The organism is Isoptericola sp. AK164 (assembly GCF_029643425.1).
Classification (GTDB): Bacteria; Actinomycetota; Actinomycetes; order Actinomycetales; family Cellulomonadaceae; genus Isoptericola; species Isoptericola haloaureus.
Window position 1 is genome coordinate 864,920 of sequence record NZ_CP119106.1, and the last position, 19,443, is coordinate 884,362.

The window sequence follows — 19,443 nt, forward strand, 5'->3', positions numbered from 1 at the left end:
GCCGTCGTCGGCCGCTCTAGCCTCGAAGCATGATCGACGTCCCCGCGCCCCCGGCGCGCCCGCCGGCGGTCGCGGAGGACCCGGCGCGGCGGCTCGACTGGCGGCGCCTGCGGAGCCCCGTCGGCGCCGCGGCCCTCGTCGCGCTCGCGATCGGCACGGTCGGGACGGCGCTCGGCACGGTGGTCGCCGGCGGTCTCGCCCAGGACCCGACGGCGGCGGGTGTCGCGCTGCTCGCGCTGTGCCTGGTGGGCGGGGCCCTGCTCGACGCCGCCGGCCAGGTGGCCTGGGCCGGCGTCGTCGACCGCGCCGAGGGCCGCCTGCGCGGCGACCTGCTCAGTGCCGCCCTGCACCAGCCGCTCGGGGTCCTCACCGAGCAGGCTGTCGGGGAGATCCTCGACCGGGTCGACGACGACACCCACGCCGTCGGAGCGCTCGCGCGGCGTCAGCTCTGGGGCATGGGTCGCACCGTCGTCGGCGTCGTCCCGATCTGGGTGGTGGCGGGGGCGACCTGGTGGCCGGCCGCGGTGCTGTTCCCCCTGCTCGGCGCGGTGACCTGGTGGACGGTGCGGCCGCTGCTGGACGAGATCGCCCGCCGCAAGGTCGTCGAGGAGCGCGCCTGGACCGACAACGCGGCGGTGCTCGAGGAGGGCGTCGCCGCGCGGGACGACCTGCGCACCGCCGGGGGCCAGGCGTTCGCGCTGCGCCGGCTGGCGGAGATGTCCGCGCGCGTGCACCGCACCCTGCTCGCGGTGGTGCGGGTCGAGACGCGGCTGCTGGCGCGCGTCGGCGTGCTGCTGCACGCCCTGCTGGCCGGAGTCGTCGTGGCCGGGGTGGCGCTCGCGGTGGACGGCGGCATGCCGGTCGACCGGCTGGTCACCCTGTTCCTGGCGACGTCCCTGTTCGTCGGGCAGGTGGACCGGCTGGCCCAGCACCTGCCGGACCTGCAGGAGGGGCTGGGCGCCGTGGTGCGGATCCGCCAGCTCCTGGACTCCGAGCCCGAGCCGTCCGGCGGCGAGCCGCTGCCCGACCGTCCGCTCGACATCGAGGTGCGCGGGCTGCACTTCGCCTACACCGAGGGCACGTTCGCGCTGCGGGACGTGTCGCTGTCCGTGCCGGCCGGCCAGACCGTCGCGTTCGTGGGGCGGACCGGCTCCGGCAAGACGACGCTGGCCTCCCTGCTGTCCCGGGCGGTCGAGCCGCCACGCGGCACCGTCCTCCTCGGCGGTGTCGACGTGCGCGACGCCGACCTGGAGCGGCTGCGCGCGGGCGTCGGCGTGGTCACGCAGCGCACCGAGATCCTCGCGGGCACGCTCGCGCAGAACATCACGCTGTTCGCCGACCTGCCGCGCGTCGACGTCACCGCCGCCGTGCGCGAGCTCGGGCTGGCCGACTGGGTGGCCGGGCTGCCCGACGGGCTGGACACGCTCCTCGGACCCGGCGGGACCTCGTTGTCGGCGGGGGAGGAGCAGCTCGTGGCCTTCGCCCGCCTGCTCGTGCGGGACGTGCACCTGGTCGTCCTGGACGAGGCGACCGCGCGCATGGACCCGCACACCGAGGCCCGGGTCGTCGCGGCCGCCGACCGGCTGCTCGCGGGCCGGACCGGTGTGATCGTCGCCCACCGGCTCGGGACCGTGCGGCGCGCGCACCGCGTCGTGGTGCTCGACCACGGCCGGGTGGTGCAGCAGGGGCTGCACGAGGACTCGGTCCACCGGGACGGCCCGTTCCGCGACCTGCTCGCGGCCGGCAGCGGTGCCGGCGACGACGCGCTCGTCGACGGCGCCCCTGCCGACGGCGGAGCCGTGGCGCCCGACGACCGCGTGGCCGGCGAGGGCGTGGCCGACGACGGCACGGTCCCCGGGCTGCGGTCGGGGGCCGTCGGGGGTCGGCGACGGGTCGGCGACGCGCCCGTGCTGACCGATCCCGGAGCCGGTCCCGGGCTGGCCCGCAGCGTGCTGCACGCCCTGGTCACGCGACCGCGCTGGGGTGCTGCGGGAGCGGTGCTGTTCCTGTTCAGCAGCCTGTTCGCGGCCCAGGGGGCGCTCGCGGGCTACCTGTGGGGCCGCGTCGTCGAGACGGTCGCGGCCGGTGGTTCGCCGAGCGCCCTGACCGCCGCCCTGGTGGTCATGCTGCTCGCCGCGCCGCTGTGCCTGGCGGTCGCGGTGCGGCTGTACCCGTCGTGGTGGATCGAGATGCTGCTGCGTGTGCGCGTCGGCGTGCTGGTGGGGCAGACCCGACGGCACCGGCTGCGCCGCTCGCCGGCGGGCGAGGTGGTCGCCCGCGCGCTCGACGGCGACCGGTTCGTGCTCTACGTCGACCGCTGGGTCGACCTGCTCAACGGTCTGGCCGTCGTCCTGGTCACCTGGGCCGTCAGCGGCTCGGCGCTGGCGGGTCTGGTGCTGCTCGCCGTCATGGCGGTGACGGCGGCGTGCGCGCTGGTGGGTCGTCCCGTGGCCGGCCGGACGGCGACGCGGTCCGCCGAGGCGCGGGCGGGGTTCGGCCGGGCCCTGGTCTCGGCCCTGGACGCGGCGCGCACCGTCAAGCTCGCGGCCCGCATCCCGGCGGTGCACCACCACCTGCGCCAGGTCGACGCCGGGCGCGTGGGGGCGGCCGTGCGCGAGCACCGGGTGCAGGCCGTCCTGGACGGTATCCCGACGGTCATGGTGCAGGCGGGCGTGGTGACCGCGTGGGCGCTGCTGCTCGCCGGGACGTGGGACCTCGCCACGACGCTGCTGGTCACCGCCGCCGTGAGCGGGTTCGCGTACTTCGGGGTCGTGGCGGGCGCGGTGATCACCGAGGCGCCGGGGACCCGCGCGTGGCTGCGCGCGACCCAGGCGTTCGCCGCCGGCGCGGACCTGACCCGGCTGCCGGACGGCGTCGACCTGGCCGCGGGCACCGCCCCGGCTCCCGCTCCGCCGGAGGCGTCGTCCGCGCCGTTCGCGCGGCTGGACCTCGAGGGCCTCGAGGCGGTGCACGACGACGGCACGATCGGGGTGTCCGGCGTCCACCTGACCGTGGAGCGGGGCGAGCTCGTGCTGCTGCTCGGCCCGGTCGGGTCGGGCAAGTCGAGCCTGCTCGCCGCCGTGACCGGGCTGATGCGGCACCGGGGCGAGGTGCGGTGGAACGGTGAGCCGGTCCGGGACCCCGAGACCTTCCTGCGTCCGGCCCGGGTGGCCCACGTCGCGCAGGTGCCGCGGGTGCTGTCGGGGACCTTCGCGGAGAACGTGACGCTGGACCACCCGCGCGACGTCGTCGGACCCGTGGACGTCGCGCGGCTCGCGCCGGACGTGGCGGACGCCGGCGGTCCGGACGCGCTGGTGGGGCACCGTGGGGTGCGGCTCTCGGGCGGCCAGGTGCAGCGGCTCGCCCTGGCGCGGGCCCTGGCCACCGGCTCGGAGGTGCTGCTGGCCGACGACGTCTCCAGCGCCCTGGACGCGGCGACGGAGGTCGAGCTGTGGACGGCGCTGCGCGAGCAGGGGCTGACGGTGATCGGCTCGACCTCGAAGCGCGCGGCGCTCGCCCGCGCCGACCGCGTCGTCGTGCTGCTGGAGGGACGCGTCGTCGAGGTGGGGCCGTGGGCCGGGCTGGAGCGTCGCTGGGGACACCTGGCCGGCTGACCTGCCTCGCCGCCCATGCTCGGCGGGCCCAGGGGTCTGACCGTTGCTGCAAGGTTGCAGCAACGGTACAGTCCTCCGCAGGTCGCGATCGACGCGCCCGGTCGACGAAGGAGTCCTCCATGGCCCGTGCCACCCGCCCCCCTGCGCCACCACACGCGGTGCCACCTCACGCAGCACCACGACGCGCCGTCGCCTCGCTGGCGGCGCTCGCCGTGGCCGTCCCCGCCGTGGCCGGCGGGCTGGCGCTCGCGGGTGTTCCCGCGGCCAGCGCCGCCGACCGGTCCGTCGCTCTCGTCGGTGACCTGCAGTCCGAGCTGGGCTGCGGCGCCGACTGGGACCCGGCGTGCGACGCCACCGAGCTCGCGCCCGCCGGCGACGGCACCTACGCGGCCGAGTTCGACGTCCCCGCCGGCACCTACGAGTACAAGGTCGCGATCGACGACTCCTGGGACGAGGCCTACGGCCGCGACGGCGGCGGCGACAACGCCCCCCTCGTGCTCGGCGGCGACACCCGCCTGCGCGTCACCTACGACGACGCCACGCACCTGACCGCGCTGACCCCGCTCGGCCTCGCGGGGGAGTACGACGCCGCCACGGACGACGCGCTGGTCGCGCCACCGGCCCGCCAGGCCGGCGGCGACGAGCAGTTCTACTTCGTCATGACCGACCGGTTCGCCAACGGCGACACCTCCAACGACACGGCCGGGCTCGGCGACGACCCGCTCGTGTCCGGGTTCGACCCGACGAACAAGGGCTTCTACCAGGGCGGCGACCTGGCCGGTCTGCACGAGAACCTCGACTACATCGAGGGGCTGGGCACGACGGCCATCTGGCTGACCCCGTCGTTCACGAACCGCCCCGTCCAGGGCAGCGGCGACGACGTCAGCGCCGGCTACCACGGGTACTGGATCACGGACTTCACGCAGATCGACCCGCACCTGGGCACCAACGCGGAGCTCGAGGCGCTCATCGCCGACGCCCACTCGCGCGGCATCAAGGTGTACTTCGACATCATCACCAACCACACGGCCGACGTCGTCGACTACGCCGAGGGCGAGTACTCCTACATCGACCAGGCCACCTCGCCGTACACCGACGCCGCCGGGAACACCTTCGACCCGGCCGACTACGCGGGCACGGGCGACTTCCCCGAGCTCGACGCCGCGACGTCGTTCCCCTACACGCCGGTGGTCGCCGACGCCGACGCCGACCTCAAGGTGCCGGCCTGGCTCAACGACTCGACGCTGTACCACAACCGCGGCAACTCGACCTGGAGCGGGGAGTCCGTCACCTACGGCGACTTCGCCGGCCTGGACGACCTCATGACCGAGCACCCGACCGTGGTGAACGGGTTCGTCGAGGTCTACCAGGACTGGGTCGACCTCGGCATCGACGGGTTCCGCATCGACACCGTCAAGCACGTCAACCGCGAGTTCTGGGACACCTGGACCACCGAGGTCCTCGACTACGCCCACGCCGCCGGCAAGGACGAGTTCTTCATGTTCGGCGAGGTGTACGACGCCGACCCGAAGCTCCTCTCGCCGTACGTGCGCGAGACCGACATGAGCTCGGTGCTCGACTTCGCCTTCCAGGCCTCGGCCACCAGCTACGCCAGCGGCAACAGCGCCCAGGGCCTCGCCGGGCTGTTCGCCGGCGACGACCGCTACACGACGCCGGACACCTCCGCCGCCGCGCTGCCGACCTTCCTCGGCAACCACGACATGGGCCGCGTCGGCTACATGCTGAACAGCACCGACGACCCGCTGGCACGTGACGAGCTCGCCCACGAGCTGATGTACCTCACGCGCGGCCAGCCCGTCGTCTACTACGGCGACGAGCAGGGCTTCGCCGGCAGCGGCGGCGACAAGGACGCCCGCCAGACGCTGTTCGCCACCCAGGTGGACTCCTACGCCAACCAGGAGCTGGTCACCGGCGAGACCGCCGGCAGCCAGGACCGGTACGACACCGACGCCCCGCTGTACTCGCTCATCGCCGACCTCTCGGCGCTGCGCGAGAGCACGCCGGCGCTGGGGCAGGGTGCGCAGATCGAGCGTTACATCGGCGATGCGGACGACGGCACGGATGGTGTCTACGCCGTCAGCCGCGTCGACCGGGACGAGAAGATCGAGCACCTCGTCGCGCTGAACAACGCCTCCGAGGAGCGCACGGCCACCTTCACCACCCTTACCCCGGGCGCCACGTACACCGCGCTGTACGGGGAGACCGGCGAGGTCACGGCCGACGCCGCGGGCGAGGTGACGGTGACGGTCCCGGCGACCTCCGCCGTCGTGCTGGTCGCCGACCGCACGGTCGGTGCGGACACCGCCGGTGAGATCGCCGTCGAGGTGCCGGCGGCCGGTGCCGCCGTGTCCGGTGACGCCCCGGTGCGCGCTGCGATCGACGACGCCTGGGCGGAGACCTCCTTCGCCTGGCGCGAGGTCGGCACCACCGACTGGCAACCGCTCGGCACCGCCGAGGACACCACCCCGCGGGTCTTCCACACCACGGCCGGCCTGCGCGAGGGCACCCTGGTCGAGTACCGCGCGGTCACCGTCGACGCCGACGGCGACCGTGCCGCGGCCTCGACGTTCGCCTCCGTGGGGGTCGACGTCTCCGGCGTGGCCGGCGAGGAGGAGCCCCCGAGCGACATCGACATGGTGACCGTGCCCGGCAGCCACAACAGCGAGATGGGCTGTGCCGGGGACTGGACGCCGGACTGCGAGAACGCCCGCCTCACCGAGCGCGCCGACGGCGTGTACGAGGGCACGTTCGACGTGCCGGCCGGCGACTACGAGTACAAGGTCGCGATCAACGGGTCGTGGGACCTCAACTACGGCGCCGGGGGCGAGCAGAACGGCCCCAACGCCACGTACAGCCACGACGGCGGCGAGGTCACCTTCTACTGGGACCCGGTGAGTACGGACTTCTCCTCGACCGCCCAGGGACCGATCGTCACGCTGCCCGGCTCCTACCAGGACGAGGCCGGCTGCCCCGGCGACTGGCAGCCCGAGTGCCTCGCGACCTGGGCCAAGGACCCGGACGGCGACGGCGTCTACACCTGGTCCACCGACGCCCTGCCGGGCGGTGCCTACGAGGTCAAGGTGGCCCACGGCATGAGCTGGGCCGAGAACTACGGGGTCGACGGGGCGCGTGACGGCGCGAACTACTCCTTCTCCGTGGGGGAGAGTGAGACCGTGACGTTCTCCTACGACATCGCCACCCACGAGCTGACCATCGGCACCGAGAACCCGCCGTTGGCGGGTCTGGGCCAGCAGGCCGCGCACTGGGTGCGTGAGGACCTGCTGCTGGCCCCCGGAGACCTCGGGACCGGCGACACCTGGACCCTCTGGACCGCCCCGAAGGGCGGCCTCGAGGTCGCGGCGTCCTCGACGGACGGCGGCGCCGGAGCCGTCACCGGACCGGACGGCGGCGAGCTGCCTGCGGTTGCGGCCTCCTACACGCTCGAGCCCGGCGACCTGCCGGACGGCGTGACCGAGGACTTCCCGGCGCTCGCCGACCACACGGCGCTCGTGCCGACGTCGGACGGCGAGGCGCTGGACCGCGCGACGGTCGAGGAGCTGCTCACCGGCCAGCTGCTGGTGACCCGCACCGACGGCGACACCCTCACCGCCGCCACCGGCGTGCAGGTGCCGGGCGTCCTGGACGACCTGTACGCCAAGGAGGCGGCGAGCCGACCGTTCGGCGTCACGGTGCACCCGAACCTCAAGTGGGCCCTGTTCGGGCTCTGGTCGCCGACGGCCAAGGACGTCGACCTGCTGGTCTGGCCCGCGGGCCGCGACCTCGGTGCGGAGCCCGACCGCTTCGACACCGCCCGCACCGCGGACGGCTCGTGGACGCTGGACGGCAAGGCCGAGGACAAGGAGTACCCCTGGTACGGCGCGCGCTACCAGTTCGCCGTCGAGGTGTACGTGCCGGGCGGCGGGGGCACCCCGGGCAGGGTGGAGACGAACGTCGTCACCGACCCGTACTCGGTCGCGCTGACCACCGACTCGACGCACTCGGTCGTCGTGTCGCTGGACGACAAGCAGTTCCGGCCGAAGGTCTGGCGCACCAGCGCCCAGCCCGTCGTGGAGCGGCCCGTCGACCAGACGATCTACGAGCTGCACGTGCGGGACTTCTCGGTCGAGGACTCCACGGTCCCCGAGAAGGTGCGGGGCTCCTACCTGGCCTTCGCCGAGTCGGACTCGGACGGCATGACCCACCTGCGTGAGCTGGCCGAGGCCGGCATGACGACGGTGCACCTGCTGCCGACGTTCGACATCGCCTCGATCACCGAGGACCCGGCCGACCAGAAGACCACCGGCGATCTGTCCGGGTTCGCCCCGGACTCCACGGAGCAGCAGGCCGCCGTGGCCGAGGTGCAGGGCCAGGACGCCTTCAACTGGGGCTACGACCCGTACCACTTCACCGCGCCGGAGGGCTCCTACGCCGTCGACCGTGAGGGCGGGGCCCGCGTGGCCGAGTTCCGCACGATGGTGGGCTCGCTGCACGAGGCCGGGCTCCAGGTGGTCCTCGACCAGGTGTTCAACCACACCGCCCAGAGCGGCCAGGCCGAGAAGTCGGTGCTGGACAAGGTCGTGCCGGGCTACTACCACCGGCTGAACGCGACCACGGGCGCCGTCGAGACCAGCACCTGCTGCCAGAACGTCGCCACCGAGCACGCCATGGCCGAGCAGCTCATGGTCGACTCGGTCGTCACCTGGGCCCGCGACTACAAGGTCGACGGTTTCCGGTTCGACCTCATGGGTCACCACTCGCGCGAGAACATGCTCGCCGTCCGCGAGGCGCTCGACGCGCTGACGGTCGACTCCGACGGCGTGGACGGCTCGGCCGTCTACCTGTACGGCGAGGGCTGGAACTTCGGCGAGGTGGCCAACAACGCCCTGTTCACGCAGGCCACGCAGGGCCAGCTCGGCGGCACGGGGATCGGGACGTTCAGCGACCGGCTCCGCGACGCCGTGCACGGCGGCTCGCCCGTCGACGGTCCGTCGACGTTCACCCAGGGCTTCGGCACCGGGCTGTTCACCGACCCGAACGGTCGGGAGGCCCGGACCGGCGAGCCCGGCACGGTGAACGACGGCGGGGACGACGAGGCGGCCGACCTCGCCCACCAGACGGACCTGGTCCGCCTGGGGCTGGCCGGCAACCTGCGGGACTACACGTTCCTCACCTCGGACGGCGAGATGACCCGGGGCGAGGACCTCGACTACCGCGGCTCCCCGGCCGGGTACGCCGAGTCCCCGGAGGAGGTCGTCACCTACGTCGACGCCCACGACAACGAGACGCTGTTCGACCTGCTCACGCTCAAGCTGCCGCAGGCGACGTCCATGGACGACCGCGTCCGGATGAACACCGTCTCGCTCGGCACGGCGGCACTGGCCCAGACGCCGTCGTTCTGGCACGCCGGCACGGACCTGCTCCGCTCGAAGTCGCTGGACCGCAACTCCTACGATTCCGGCGACTGGTTCAACGCCATCGACTGGTCGGGCCAGGACAACGGGTTCGCCCGCGGTCTGCCGATGGCCGCGGACAACGAGGAGAAGTGGCCGCTCATGGCGCCGCTGCTGGCCGACCCGGCGCTCAAGCCGACGCCGGAGCACATCGCCACGGCCTCGGCCCAGGCGCGGGAGCTCCTCGAGCTGCGCTCGTCGACGCAGCTGTTCCGGCTGGGGTCGGCCGAGCTCATCGGTGAGAAGGTCTCCTTCCCCGGCTCGGGCCCGGACGCCGTCCCGGGTGTCATCGTCATGGCGATCGACGACACGGTCGGTGCCGACGTCGACCCGGCGCTCGACGGGGCGCTCGTGGTGTTCAACGCCTCGCCCGAGGCGGCCACGATCGACCTGCCGGACCTCGCCGGACGGGGCTTCGCGCTCTCGCCGGTGCAGGCCGGCGGCGTCGACCCCGTCGTCCAGGAGACCTCCTGGGACGGTGACGCCGGGAGCGTGACGGTGCCGGCGCGGACCGTCGCGGTGCTGGTCGAGCCGCAGGGCTGACAGCGGGACCGGACGGACGGCGGGCGAGCCTGGCAGCAGGCACGCCCGCCGTCGTGCTCCCCGGCGGGGTTCAGCCGCGGACACCGGCCAGGAAGGCCCGGACCGTGCGTGTGAAGGCCTCGGGAGTCTCGAGGTTGCTCAGGTGACCGGCCGCGGGGAGCACGACGAGGCGGGCGCCGGGGATCGCCTCGTGGAGGGCGGTGGCAACGGGCAGCGGCGCGCGGACGTCGAGCTCGCCGTGCAGCACGAGCGTGGGCACGCGGACGCTCCCGAGGGCGTCACGCAGGTCGGCGTCGGCCATGGCCTCGAGCATGGTGAGGCTCGCGCGCGGGTGGACCCCGGACATCAGGTCGAGGGTCCGCCTCCGCAGAGCGTCCGGTGCGGATGGGGTCAGCAGGCCGGGCAGGTACTCCGGCAGCCACTCGTGCGGGTCGCGGTTCACGTCGTCGGCGGCGCGTCGGAGCCGGCGGTCGACCTCGTCGGGCGGGAGCGAACCCGACCAGCCGGCGTAGGCGCCGGCGAGGACGAGGGAGCGCGGCACGTCCGGGTGCCGTGCCGCCAGGGCGAGCGCCACCCCGCCGCCGAACGACAGTCCCAGGACGTGGGGTCGGCCCAGTTCCAGAGCCGCGACGAAGCCGGCGAGCACGTCGGCGTAGTCGCCGAGGGTGAAGTCCTCCGGCGGGTCGTCGGAGCCGCCGGCGCCCGGGGCGTCCCAGGCGACGACGTCGTAGGCGTCGGCCAGGGTGTCGAGCTGCGGGGCCCAGGACCGGCTGTCGAACCCGAAACCGCCGTGCAGGAGCACCAGCGGGGCACCGGACCCCGCCCGGCGGTACGTGATCGTCAGCCCGGACACCGTCACCGAGTCCATGTCTGAGCATGGCACCGGGGCCGGGTGGCGTGCCATCATCTGGGGCGGCTTCGGGGGTGACACCCCGGCATAAGTTCGAGCACCGAACCCAACGGACAGCGTTATCCGGTCAAATCGGACCCTGCGGCGGCGGTGTGAACGCTCACTTTGTAACCAGATCGTGATTCTCTCGCGCCGTTCCGGCATTGACTTCGAGTCCCGAAGTCAGCACAGTGGTCTTCGGTCACCGCGACGGTGGCTTCGGTCCGGCCCTCCGTGGGCACCGGTGGTGAAGGTCGCCGCCGGGGGGACCCTCGACGACGAGAAGGAGCGCGAGGATGCGACTCGGCAAGAAGATGGGCGTGGTCGCCGCGGGTGCGGCGCTGGCGCTCACCCTCACCGCCTGCGCGGGTGAAGGCGCGGGCAGCGACAGCGGCAGCAGCGACAGCGGGGACTCCACGGCCGAAGGCGGCGACCTGAGCGTCGGCGTCGCGATGCCCACCGAGACGTCGGAGCGGTGGATCGCCGACGGCAACGCGGTGCAGTCGGGCCTCGAGGAGGCCGGCTACGGCGTCGACCTGCAGTTCGCGGGCGACGACATCCCCACCCAGACCCAGCAGATCGACGCCATGATCACCGGCGGCGTCGACGCGCTGATCATCGCCGCGATCGACGGCACGGCCCTGACGAGCCAGCTCGAGGCCGCCGCCGCCGCAGACATCCCGGTGGTCTCCTACGACCGCCTCATCAACGGCAGCGAGCACGTGGACTTCTACGTCTCGTTCGACAACTACAAGGTCGGCGTCGCCCAGGCGACCGCTCTCCTGTACGGGCTGGGTCTCACCGACCAGGACGGCAACCCGACCGACGAGGAGGGCCCGTTCAACGTCGAGCTCTTCGCCGGTTCGCCCGACGACAACAACGCGACCTTCTTCTGGAACGGCGCGATGGACACGCTCCAGCCGTTCCTCGACAGCGGTGCGCTCGAGGTCCCGTCCGGCCAGACCGAGTTCGACCAGGCCGCCATCCTGCGCTGGCAGCAGGAGACCGCGCAGAAGCGCATGGAGGACCTCATCACCTCCACGTACTCCGGTGACACGGAGCTGCACGGCGTGCTGTCCCCGTACGACGGCCTCTCCCGCGGCATCATCACCGCCCTCAAGGGCGCCGGCTTCGGCGACACCATCGAGGACGGCCTGCCCGTCGTCACCGGCCAGGACGCCGAGATCGCCTCGGTCAAGCTGATCCAGGACGGCGTGCAGCAGTCCACGATCTTCAAGGACACCCGCAAGCTGGCCGACCAGGCCGTGGTCGCCACCGAGGCCTTCCTCGCGGGCGAGGAGCCCGAGGCGAACGACACCGAGACGTACGACAACGGCGTCAAGGTCGTCCCGTCCTACCTCCTCGAGGTCGACACCGTCTACGCGGACAACATCACCGAGCTGCTGGTCGACAGCGGCTACTGGACCCAGGACGAGATCGACGCCGGCCAGGCCGAGTGATCCGATCCTGACCACCGGGCCCGCTCCCGCCACCGCGGTGGCGGGAGCGGGCCCGGCCAGGGACCGCGGTCGGCGTCGCCGGTCCGCGGGCACACCCAGAAGGAGGGACGAGGGCGCACATGAGCACGATCCTGGAGATGCGCTCCATCACCAAGGAGTTCCCGGGCGTCAAGGCGCTGTCCGGAGTCGACCTCGACGTCGGCGAGCAGGAGATCCACGCGATCTGCGGCGAGAACGGTGCCGGCAAGTCGACGCTGATGAAGGTGCTCTCGGGGGTCTACCCCCACGGCAGCTACGACGGCGAGATCGTCTTCGAGGGCGAGACGGTGCGGTTCGGGTCGATCAACGACTCCGAGGACCAGGGCATCGTCATCATCCACCAGGAGCTCGCCCTGGTGCCGTACCTCTCCGTGGCCGAGAACATCTTCCTCGGCAACGAGAAGCGCGGCCCCCTCGGGCTGATCGACTGGAACGACGCCAACCACCGCGCCGCCGAGCTGCTCGAGCGGGTCGGGCTGCACGAGAACCCCATGACGCCCGTGCAACAGCTCGGCGTGGGCAAGCAGCAGCTCATCGAGATCGCCAAGGCGCTGTCGAAGAAGGTCAGGCTGCTCATCCTCGACGAGCCGACCGCCGCCCTGAACGACACGGACTCGGCCCACCTGCTCGACCTGCTGCGAGCGCTGCGGGACGAGGGCATCACCTGCATCATCATCTCGCACAAGCTCAACGAGATCGCGGACATCGCCGACCGCACGACGATCATCCGCGACGGCGAGACGATCGAGACGATCGACATGTCCGAGCCGGACTCCACGCAGGACCGGATCATCCGCGGCATGGTGGGTCGTGACCTCGAGAACCGCTACCCGCACCGCACGCCGGAGATCGGCGAGGAGGTGCTGCGGATCGAGAACTGGAGCGTGGACCACCCGACCCAGGCCGGGCGCCAGGTGATCTCCGACGCCTCCTTCAACGTCCGTGCCGGCGAGGTCGTCGGGATCGCCGGCCTCATGGGTGCCGGCCGCACCGAGCTCGCCATGAGCGTCTTCGGGCACAGCTACGGGCGGAACATCCGTGGAACCGTCTACAAGGACGGCCGGGCCGTCCAGGTCCGGGACGTGTCCGAGGCGATCCGCCACAAGATTGCGTACGCGACGGAGGACCGCAAGCGGTACGGGCTCAACCTGCTCGACGACATCCGGCACAACATCTCCTCGGCCGGGTTGCGCCAGCTCGCGCCCGGCGGGTGGGTCAACGCCAACGAGGAGCTGAAGGTCGCCGAGGAGTACCGCGAGTCGCTCAACGTCAAGACGCCCCACGTGCTGGCGAACGTCGGCAAGCTGTCCGGCGGCAACCAGCAGAAGGTCGTGCTGTCCAAGTGGCTGTACACCGACCCGGACGTGCTCATCCTCGACGAACCGACGCGCGGCATCGACGTCGGCGCCAAGTACGAGATCTACACGATCATCAACAAGATGGTCGCCGCCGGGAAGGCGGTCATCGTCATCTCCTCGGAGCTGCCCGAGCTGCTCGGCATCTGCGACCGCGTGTACACGCTGGCCTTCGGCCGGATCACCGGTGAGCTCCCGGTCGCCGAGGCGACCCAGGAACGACTCATGGAGCTCATGACCCTCGAGCGCGACCAGCCCCTGCCCACGAAGGAATCGATCTCATGAACGTCATCGCCGGAGCCCGGGACCTCGCGACCCGGCACCTGCGCGAGAGCGGCATCTTCATCGCGTTCGCCGCGCTCGTGATCCTCTTCGCCGCGCTGAACCCCAACTTCCTCAGCGCGAACAACCTGACGAACATCATCCTGCAGTACTCCTACATCCTGATCCTCGCGATCGGGATGGTGATGGTGATCGTCGCCGGACAGATCGACCTGTCGGTCGGATCGGTGGTGGCCCTCACCGGGGCCGTGTCGGCGGTGGTCGTCATCAGGATGGGCATGCCGTGGTACGTCGGTGTGCTCGCTGCCCTCGTCGTCGGCCTGCTGGTCGGCATCTGGCAGGGATTCTGGGTGGCCTACGTCGGCATCCCCGGGTTCATCGTGTCGCTCGCCGGCATGCTGCTCTTCCGCGGCCTGACCTACCTGGTGCTCGACAACGTCTCGCTCTCGCCGTTCGGCGGGACCTACTACGAGATCGCCAACGGGTTCCTCAACGGTCTGCTCGGCGGGATGGGCTTCGACGTCTTCACCCTGGTCATCTTCGGCATCGCGGTGGCCGGCTACGCCGTCAGCCAGTGGCGCAGCCGCCAGGGCAAGATCGCCTACCAGCAGCAGGTCGAGACCCTGGGCCTGTTCGTGCTGAAGATCGTCCTCGTCGCGGCCGTGGTCATGTGGTTCGGCTACCAGCTGTCCACCTACCGCGGGCTCCCGCTGGTGCTCATCATCCTGGCGGTGCTGATCATCGTCTACGCGCTGGTGACGCAGAAGTCCGTCTTCGGCCGGCACATCTACGCCGTCGGCGGCAACCGGCACGCCGCCGAGCTGTCCGGTGTGAAGGTCCGCCGGATCAACTTCTGGGTCTTCGTCAACATGGGCGTCCTGGCCTCCGTGGCCGGCATCGTGTACTCCTCGCGCATGAACGCCGCCCAGCCGGGCGCCGGCAACATGTTCGAGCTCGACGCGATCGCCGCCTGCTTCATCGGTGGTGCCTCCACCACCGGCGGTATCGGCCGCGTGGGGGGCGCGATGATCGGTGGTCTGATCATGGCGGTCATGTCCAACGGCATGCAGCTCATGGGTGTGCCGCAGTCGATGCAGCAGGTGGTCAAGGGCCTCGTGCTCCTGCTCGCCGTCGCCTTCGACATCTGGAACAAGAAGCGCGCCGCCTCGGCACGCTGATCCGGCACGACGGCGGGCGGTCGGGGGCGAGGTCCCCCGGCCGCCCGTCGTCGACGCCTAGACTCACCGCTCGTGAAGGGACGGCAGGCCATGGCGCGGACGCAGTCGTCGCTGCGGGAGGCCAACCGTGCTCGAGTGGTCGACGCGGTCAAGAAGCACGGGAGTCTCACCCAGGTGGAGCTGACGGGCGCCACGGGGCTGTCCGCGGCCACGGTGTCGACCATCGTCAAGGAGCTCGTGGCCGCCGAGGTCGTCGAGGTCCGCAACACCGTCCGGTCCGGCCGGCGGGCCCAGCTCGTCACGCTCGCCCACCGGGTCGGCCTCGTGGCCGGCGTCGTCGTCGGGTACCGCACGATGCGGGTGGCGATCGCCGACGTCGCGCACGAGATCCTCGCCGAGCAGAGCCTGCCCCTGCCCGCCGACCACCGCTCCGACACGAGCCTCGACCGCGCCGCCCTCCTCGTCGTCGACCTGCTCGACCGCATCGGGTCGACCCTCGACGAGCTGCTCACCATCGGGCTCGGCGTCCCGGCGCCGGTCCATCCCACGACCGGGATGCTCAGCGTCCGCGGTGTGCTGCGCGGCTGGGACGCCGTCCAGATCGGCCAGGTGCTGGAGAAGCGGCTCGCCCGGCCCGTGTACGTCGACAACGACGCGAACCTCGGTGCGCTCGCCGAGTCGACGATGGGCGTGGGCCGACCGTGGCGCGACATGATCTACGTCAGCGTCGCGCACGGTGTCGGGGCCGGACTCGTCATCGGCGGGACGGTGCACCGCGGGGTCGACGGCACGGCCGGGGAGATCGGGCACGTCCAGGTCGACCCGGCCGGACGCATCTGCCTGTGCGGCAGCCGGGGCTGCCTGAACACCGTGGTCGGCCTGCCGGCGCTGCTGGAGCCTCTGCAGACCAGTCACGGCCACCTCTCCCTGCGCGACGTCGTGCGCCTGGCCGGCGACGACGACCCGGGATGCCGGGAGATCGTGGCCGACGCGGGAGAACGTGTCGGCGGTGTCGTCGCCGCCCTGGCGACGGGTCTGGGCATCCAGGGCGTCGTCGTCGGCGGTGAGCTGGCAGCGACGGGGGAGACGTTTCTGGCACCCTTGCGTGCGGCGCTCGAACGGCGCACGGTGCTCAACCAGGCCGGAGGCCCGGAGGTCGTCCCCTCCGCGCTGGGGACGCGGGCCGAGCTGGTGGGCGCCGTCGCGCTCGCTCTCGAGCACACCGACGTGTTCGACCGACATGACCGCACCGACGAGGAGATGGCTGGACGATGAGGCCGCCACAGTCCCGCACGCCCCTGCTCGCCCTGCACGAGGTGAGCAAGTACTTCGGTGCCGTCGAGGCGCTGGTGGGCGTGGACCTCGAGGTGCACGCCCACGAGGTGGTCGCGCTCGTCGGGGACAACGGTGCCGGCAAGTCGACGCTGGCGCAGGTCGTGGCCGGTGTGCTGTCCCCCGACGCCGGGCAGATCGAGATCGCCGGTCGGCCGGTGACCATCTCCTCGCCGTCGGCGGCCAACGAGCTCGGCGTGGCCAGCGTGTTCCAGGACCTGGCCGTCTGCGAGAACCTCGACGTCACCGCCAACGTGTTCCTCGGCCGCGAGCAGCGCAACCGCCTCGGGCTGATGCACGAGGGGGAGATGGAGGTCGAGACCCGCCGGCTGCTGCAACGGCTGACGGTGCGGATCCCCTCGGTGCGCACCACGCTCCGTCAGCTCTCGGCGGGGCAGCGGCAGGCCGTCGCGATCGCCCGCACCCTCATCGGCGACCCGCGCATCGTGGTGCTCGACGAGCCCACGGCGGCGTTGTCGGTGGCGCAGACCGGTGAGGTGCTGACCCACATCCAGCGCCTGCGCGACCTGGGGCTGGGCGTGATCCTCATCAGCCACAACCTCAACGACGTCCGGGCCGTCGCGGACCGCATCGAGGTGCTGCGCCACGGGCGCAACAACGGCTCCTTCCCGGCCACGGCGTCGCACGAGTCCATCCTGGCCGCCATCACCGGAGCGGCCTGACACTGTCCCGCCGGGGCCGGGCGACCGCCCGCGCCACCGACGGGTCCGACGGCGGTGCCGCCGTCGCCCACCGCGTGACGGTGCGTGAACCGTGACGTCGCGCTGCGTGGTTTCTTGACGACGAGGAACGAGACGGGCCCGCCCAGGGACGGGCGGGCCGAGCGAAAGGAACGCGATGACGCGACGAGTGGCAGCAGCGGCTGCCGCACTGGTCAGCACGGGCGTGCTCGCCCTGTCGGGCTGCGGGGTGCTCGACGGGACGGAGACGATCGGTGTGGCGATGCCCACCGAGTCCTCCGAACGATGGATCACCGACGGCGAGACGCTGGCCGACGGCCTGGAGGGGGCCGGGTACGAGGTCGACCTGCGGTACGCCGGGGACGACATCGCCCAGTACCGGCAGGCCGACCAGGTCCAGGAGATGATCGACGACGGCGTGGAGCTGCTGATCGTCGCGGCCGTCGACGGCGCCGGGCTCGTGGACCAGCTGGCCGCGGCCGAGGCGGCGGGGATCCCGGTGATCGCCTACGACCGGCTCCTGCTGGACTCCGAGCACGTCGACCACTACGTCACCTTCGACAACTACGGCGTGGGGGTCGCCCAGGCCCAGGCCCTGCTGCGGGGGCTCGGTGTCGTCGACGCCGACGGGGCGCCCACGGGCGACGGCGGGCCCTACAACATCGAGCTGTTCGCCGGGTCGCTGGACGACAACAACGCGCTGATCTTCTGGGAGGGCGCGATGGACACGTTGCGGCCCTACCTCGACGACGGCACGCTGCGGGTGCCGTCCGGCCAGACCGAGGTCGCGTTCGCCGAGACCTACCGCTGGTCGGAGGACACCGCCCGTGACCGGATGGGCAGCCTGCTGTCCCAGTACTACGACGACGGCACCGAGCTGCACGGGGTGCTCTCCCCGTACGACGGCATCTCCCGGGGGGTCATCGCGGCCCTCGGGCTGTGGGGGATCGGTCCGACCCTCGGCGAGGGGCTCCCCGTCGTCACCGGTCAGGACGCCGAGGCCGGCTCGGTGCAGCTGATGCGTCAGGACATGCAGCACTCGACGATCTTCAAGGACACCCGGGTGCTCGCCGACCGTGCGGTCGACGCGGCCCTGGCGTACCTGGAGGGCGGGGAGCCGGAGGTCACCGACACCACCACCTACGACAACCGCGTCAAGGTGGTGCCCACCTACACCCTGGACATCGAGACGGTGTACCGCCGGGACATCGAGGAGGTCCTGGTGGCCAGCGGCTACCTGACCGAGGAGGAGATCTCGGCCGGCTGACACCGACCGACGTCGTCCCGGGCGTCCGGTGCCGCACCCCCGCGGGGTGCCGGCCCGGTCCCCGGGACGTCGTCGTCTCAGCGGCGCTCGTGGTCGGCGAGGCCGAACGTGTCGTGCGGGTCGACGTGCGCCAGGATCGCGTCGAGGACACGGGTCAGGGCTCGCAGGTCCTCGGGGTCGAGGTCGTCGTAGACGGTCTCCAGCACCGTGCGGGCGTGGCCGGGTGCGCTCGCGACGACCTTGTCCCACCCGTCCTCGGTCAGGTGCGCGACGGTGGCCCGCCGGTCGTCGGGCGCGGGCCCGCGGTCCAGGTAGCCCCGTTCCTCGAGCCGCCGCGCGACGTGCGAGAGCCTCGGCAGCGTGGCGCTGGTGAGCCGGGCGAGGTCGCTCATGCGCAGCGACCGGTCCGGGGCCTCGGACAGCATCGCCAGCGTCAGGTACTCGAAGTGGGTCAGGTGGGCGTCGCGCCGCAGCTGCTGGTCCAGCAGGGCGGGCAGCAGACCGATCACGGCCTGCAGGCGGAGCCAGCTGCGCATCTGCTCGTCGTCGAGCCAGCGCGGGGGTGCACCGTCGTCCATGGAGATGTCTCCCTCCCATAATGGTTGACACGACAACTATAGCGTCCTATCTTTGTTGTAGCGTCAACCAATCGGGTCGACGTCCCACCGAAGGAGAAGAGTCATGAGCAGCATCAGCATCATCGGCGCCGGGAACATGGGTGCCGCCATCGCCCGCCTCGCTCTCGCCGCCGGCACGCCGGTCCAGGTCGTGACCCGCGACGTCTCCGCGGCGCAGGCCGTCGACCCGGCCGTGACCGCCACCGCCTTCGGCGAGCCGCTGACCGGTGACGTCGTGGTCCTCGCCCTGCCGTACCCCGCGCTGGAAGACGTCGTGGCCACCTACGGCGACCAGCTCGCCGGCCGGACCGTCGTCGACATCACCAACCCGCTCGACTTCTCGACCTTCGACTCCCTGGTCGTGCCTGCGGACTCCTCGGCGGCCGCCGAGCTGGCCGCCGAGCTGGCCGCCGCGCTCCCCGGTGCCTCCGTGCTCAAGGCGTTCAACACGAACTTCGCCGCCACCCTCGCCACCGGCACCGTGGGCGACGTGCCGACCACCGTGCTCGTCGCGGGCGACGACGCCGACGCCAAGACCGCCTTCACCGCGGCCTTCGACGGCTCGGCCGTGCGCGTCGTCGACGCCGGCTCCCTCGCGCGAGCCCGAGAGCTCGAGGCGCTCGGCTTCCTGCAGCTGACCCTGGCCGCCGGCGAGAAGACCTCGTGGACCACCGGGTTCGCGCTGCTCTGAGTCC

At 72.2% G+C, this 19,443-nt stretch carries 11 protein-coding genes; 9 read left to right on the forward strand and 2 right to left on the reverse strand.

Annotated elements, in window-relative coordinates; all coding sequences use genetic code 11:
- The first annotated feature begins 29 nt into the window (after positions 1-29).
- Together PO879_RS03980 and pulA are read left to right on the forward strand one after the other, a co-directional pair.
- Positions 30-3,614 carry an ABC transporter ATP-binding protein gene (locus tag PO879_RS03980; protein ID WP_278236632.1) on the forward strand — a complete coding sequence of 1,195 codons (3,585 nt, stop codon included), beginning with the start codon at positions 30-32 and terminating at the stop codon, positions 3,612-3,614.
- A 158-nt stretch (positions 3,615-3,772) separates the two neighbouring features.
- Positions 3,773-9,628 (forward strand): pullulanase-type alpha-1,6-glucosidase, encoded by a 5,856-nt coding sequence (pulA, locus tag PO879_RS03985; RefSeq protein WP_278236633.1) that lies wholly within the window; start codon positions 3,773-3,775, stop codon positions 9,626-9,628.
- Between the two features lie 70 nt (positions 9,629-9,698).
- On the opposite strand, the gene PO879_RS03990 is transcribed toward pulA, so the two are convergent.
- The gene (locus PO879_RS03990; protein ID WP_278236634.1) at positions 9,699-10,496 is read right to left on the reverse strand and encodes an alpha/beta fold hydrolase; all 798 of its coding nucleotides are present in this window, start codon (positions 10,494-10,496) and stop codon (positions 9,699-9,701) included.
- A gap of 317 nt (positions 10,497-10,813) precedes the next feature.
- Between PO879_RS03990 and chvE the strand changes: the two genes are divergently transcribed.
- The 6 genes from chvE (at position 10,814) to PO879_RS04020 (ending at position 18,131) form a co-directional block, all read left to right on the forward strand.
- Positions 10,814-11,977: a multiple monosaccharide ABC transporter substrate-binding protein gene (chvE, locus tag PO879_RS03995; protein WP_278236635.1), complete on the forward strand. Its 1,164-nt coding sequence runs from the start codon at positions 10,814-10,816 to the stop codon at positions 11,975-11,977.
- Positions 11,978-12,096: 119 nt separating this feature from the next.
- Complete coding sequence (gene mmsA / locus PO879_RS04000; RefSeq protein WP_278236636.1) at positions 12,097-13,656, forward strand: multiple monosaccharide ABC transporter ATP-binding protein; 1,560 nt, start codon at positions 12,097-12,099, stop codon at positions 13,654-13,656.
- Positions 13,653-14,831, forward strand: coding sequence for a multiple monosaccharide ABC transporter permease (gene mmsB, locus PO879_RS04005; protein ID WP_278236637.1), 1,179 nt, complete (start codon positions 13,653-13,655; stop codon positions 14,829-14,831). Before mmsA ends, mmsB begins: the two co-directional genes overlap by 4 nt.
- A gap of 72 nt (positions 14,832-14,903) precedes the next feature.
- Positions 14,904-16,106, forward strand: coding sequence for an ROK family transcriptional regulator (locus PO879_RS04010; protein ID WP_278236638.1), 1,203 nt, complete (start codon positions 14,904-14,906; stop codon positions 16,104-16,106).
- On the forward strand, positions 16,103-16,846 hold the full coding sequence (locus PO879_RS04015) for an ATP-binding cassette domain-containing protein (RefSeq protein WP_278236639.1): 744 nt from the start codon (positions 16,103-16,105) through the stop codon (positions 16,844-16,846). Before PO879_RS04010 ends, PO879_RS04015 begins: the two co-directional genes overlap by 4 nt.
- A gap of 175 nt (positions 16,847-17,021) precedes the next feature.
- Entirely contained in the window at positions 17,022-18,131 is a 1,110-nt protein-coding gene (locus PO879_RS04020) for a sugar-binding protein (protein WP_278236640.1), read from the forward strand.
- Positions 18,132-18,208: 77 nt separating this feature from the next.
- Here the strand turns inward: PO879_RS04020 and PO879_RS04025 are convergent, their stop codons facing one another.
- Complete coding sequence (locus PO879_RS04025; RefSeq protein WP_278236641.1) at positions 18,209-18,709, reverse strand: MarR family transcriptional regulator; 501 nt, start codon at positions 18,707-18,709, stop codon at positions 18,209-18,211.
- Positions 18,710-18,812: 103 nt separating this feature from the next.
- Here PO879_RS04025 and PO879_RS04030 point away from each other — a divergent pair, with 103 nt between their 5' ends.
- Positions 18,813-19,439, forward strand: coding sequence for an NAD(P)-binding domain-containing protein (locus tag PO879_RS04030; RefSeq protein WP_278236642.1), 627 nt, complete (start codon positions 18,813-18,815; stop codon positions 19,437-19,439).
- Positions 19,440-19,443: the final 4 nt, after the last annotated feature.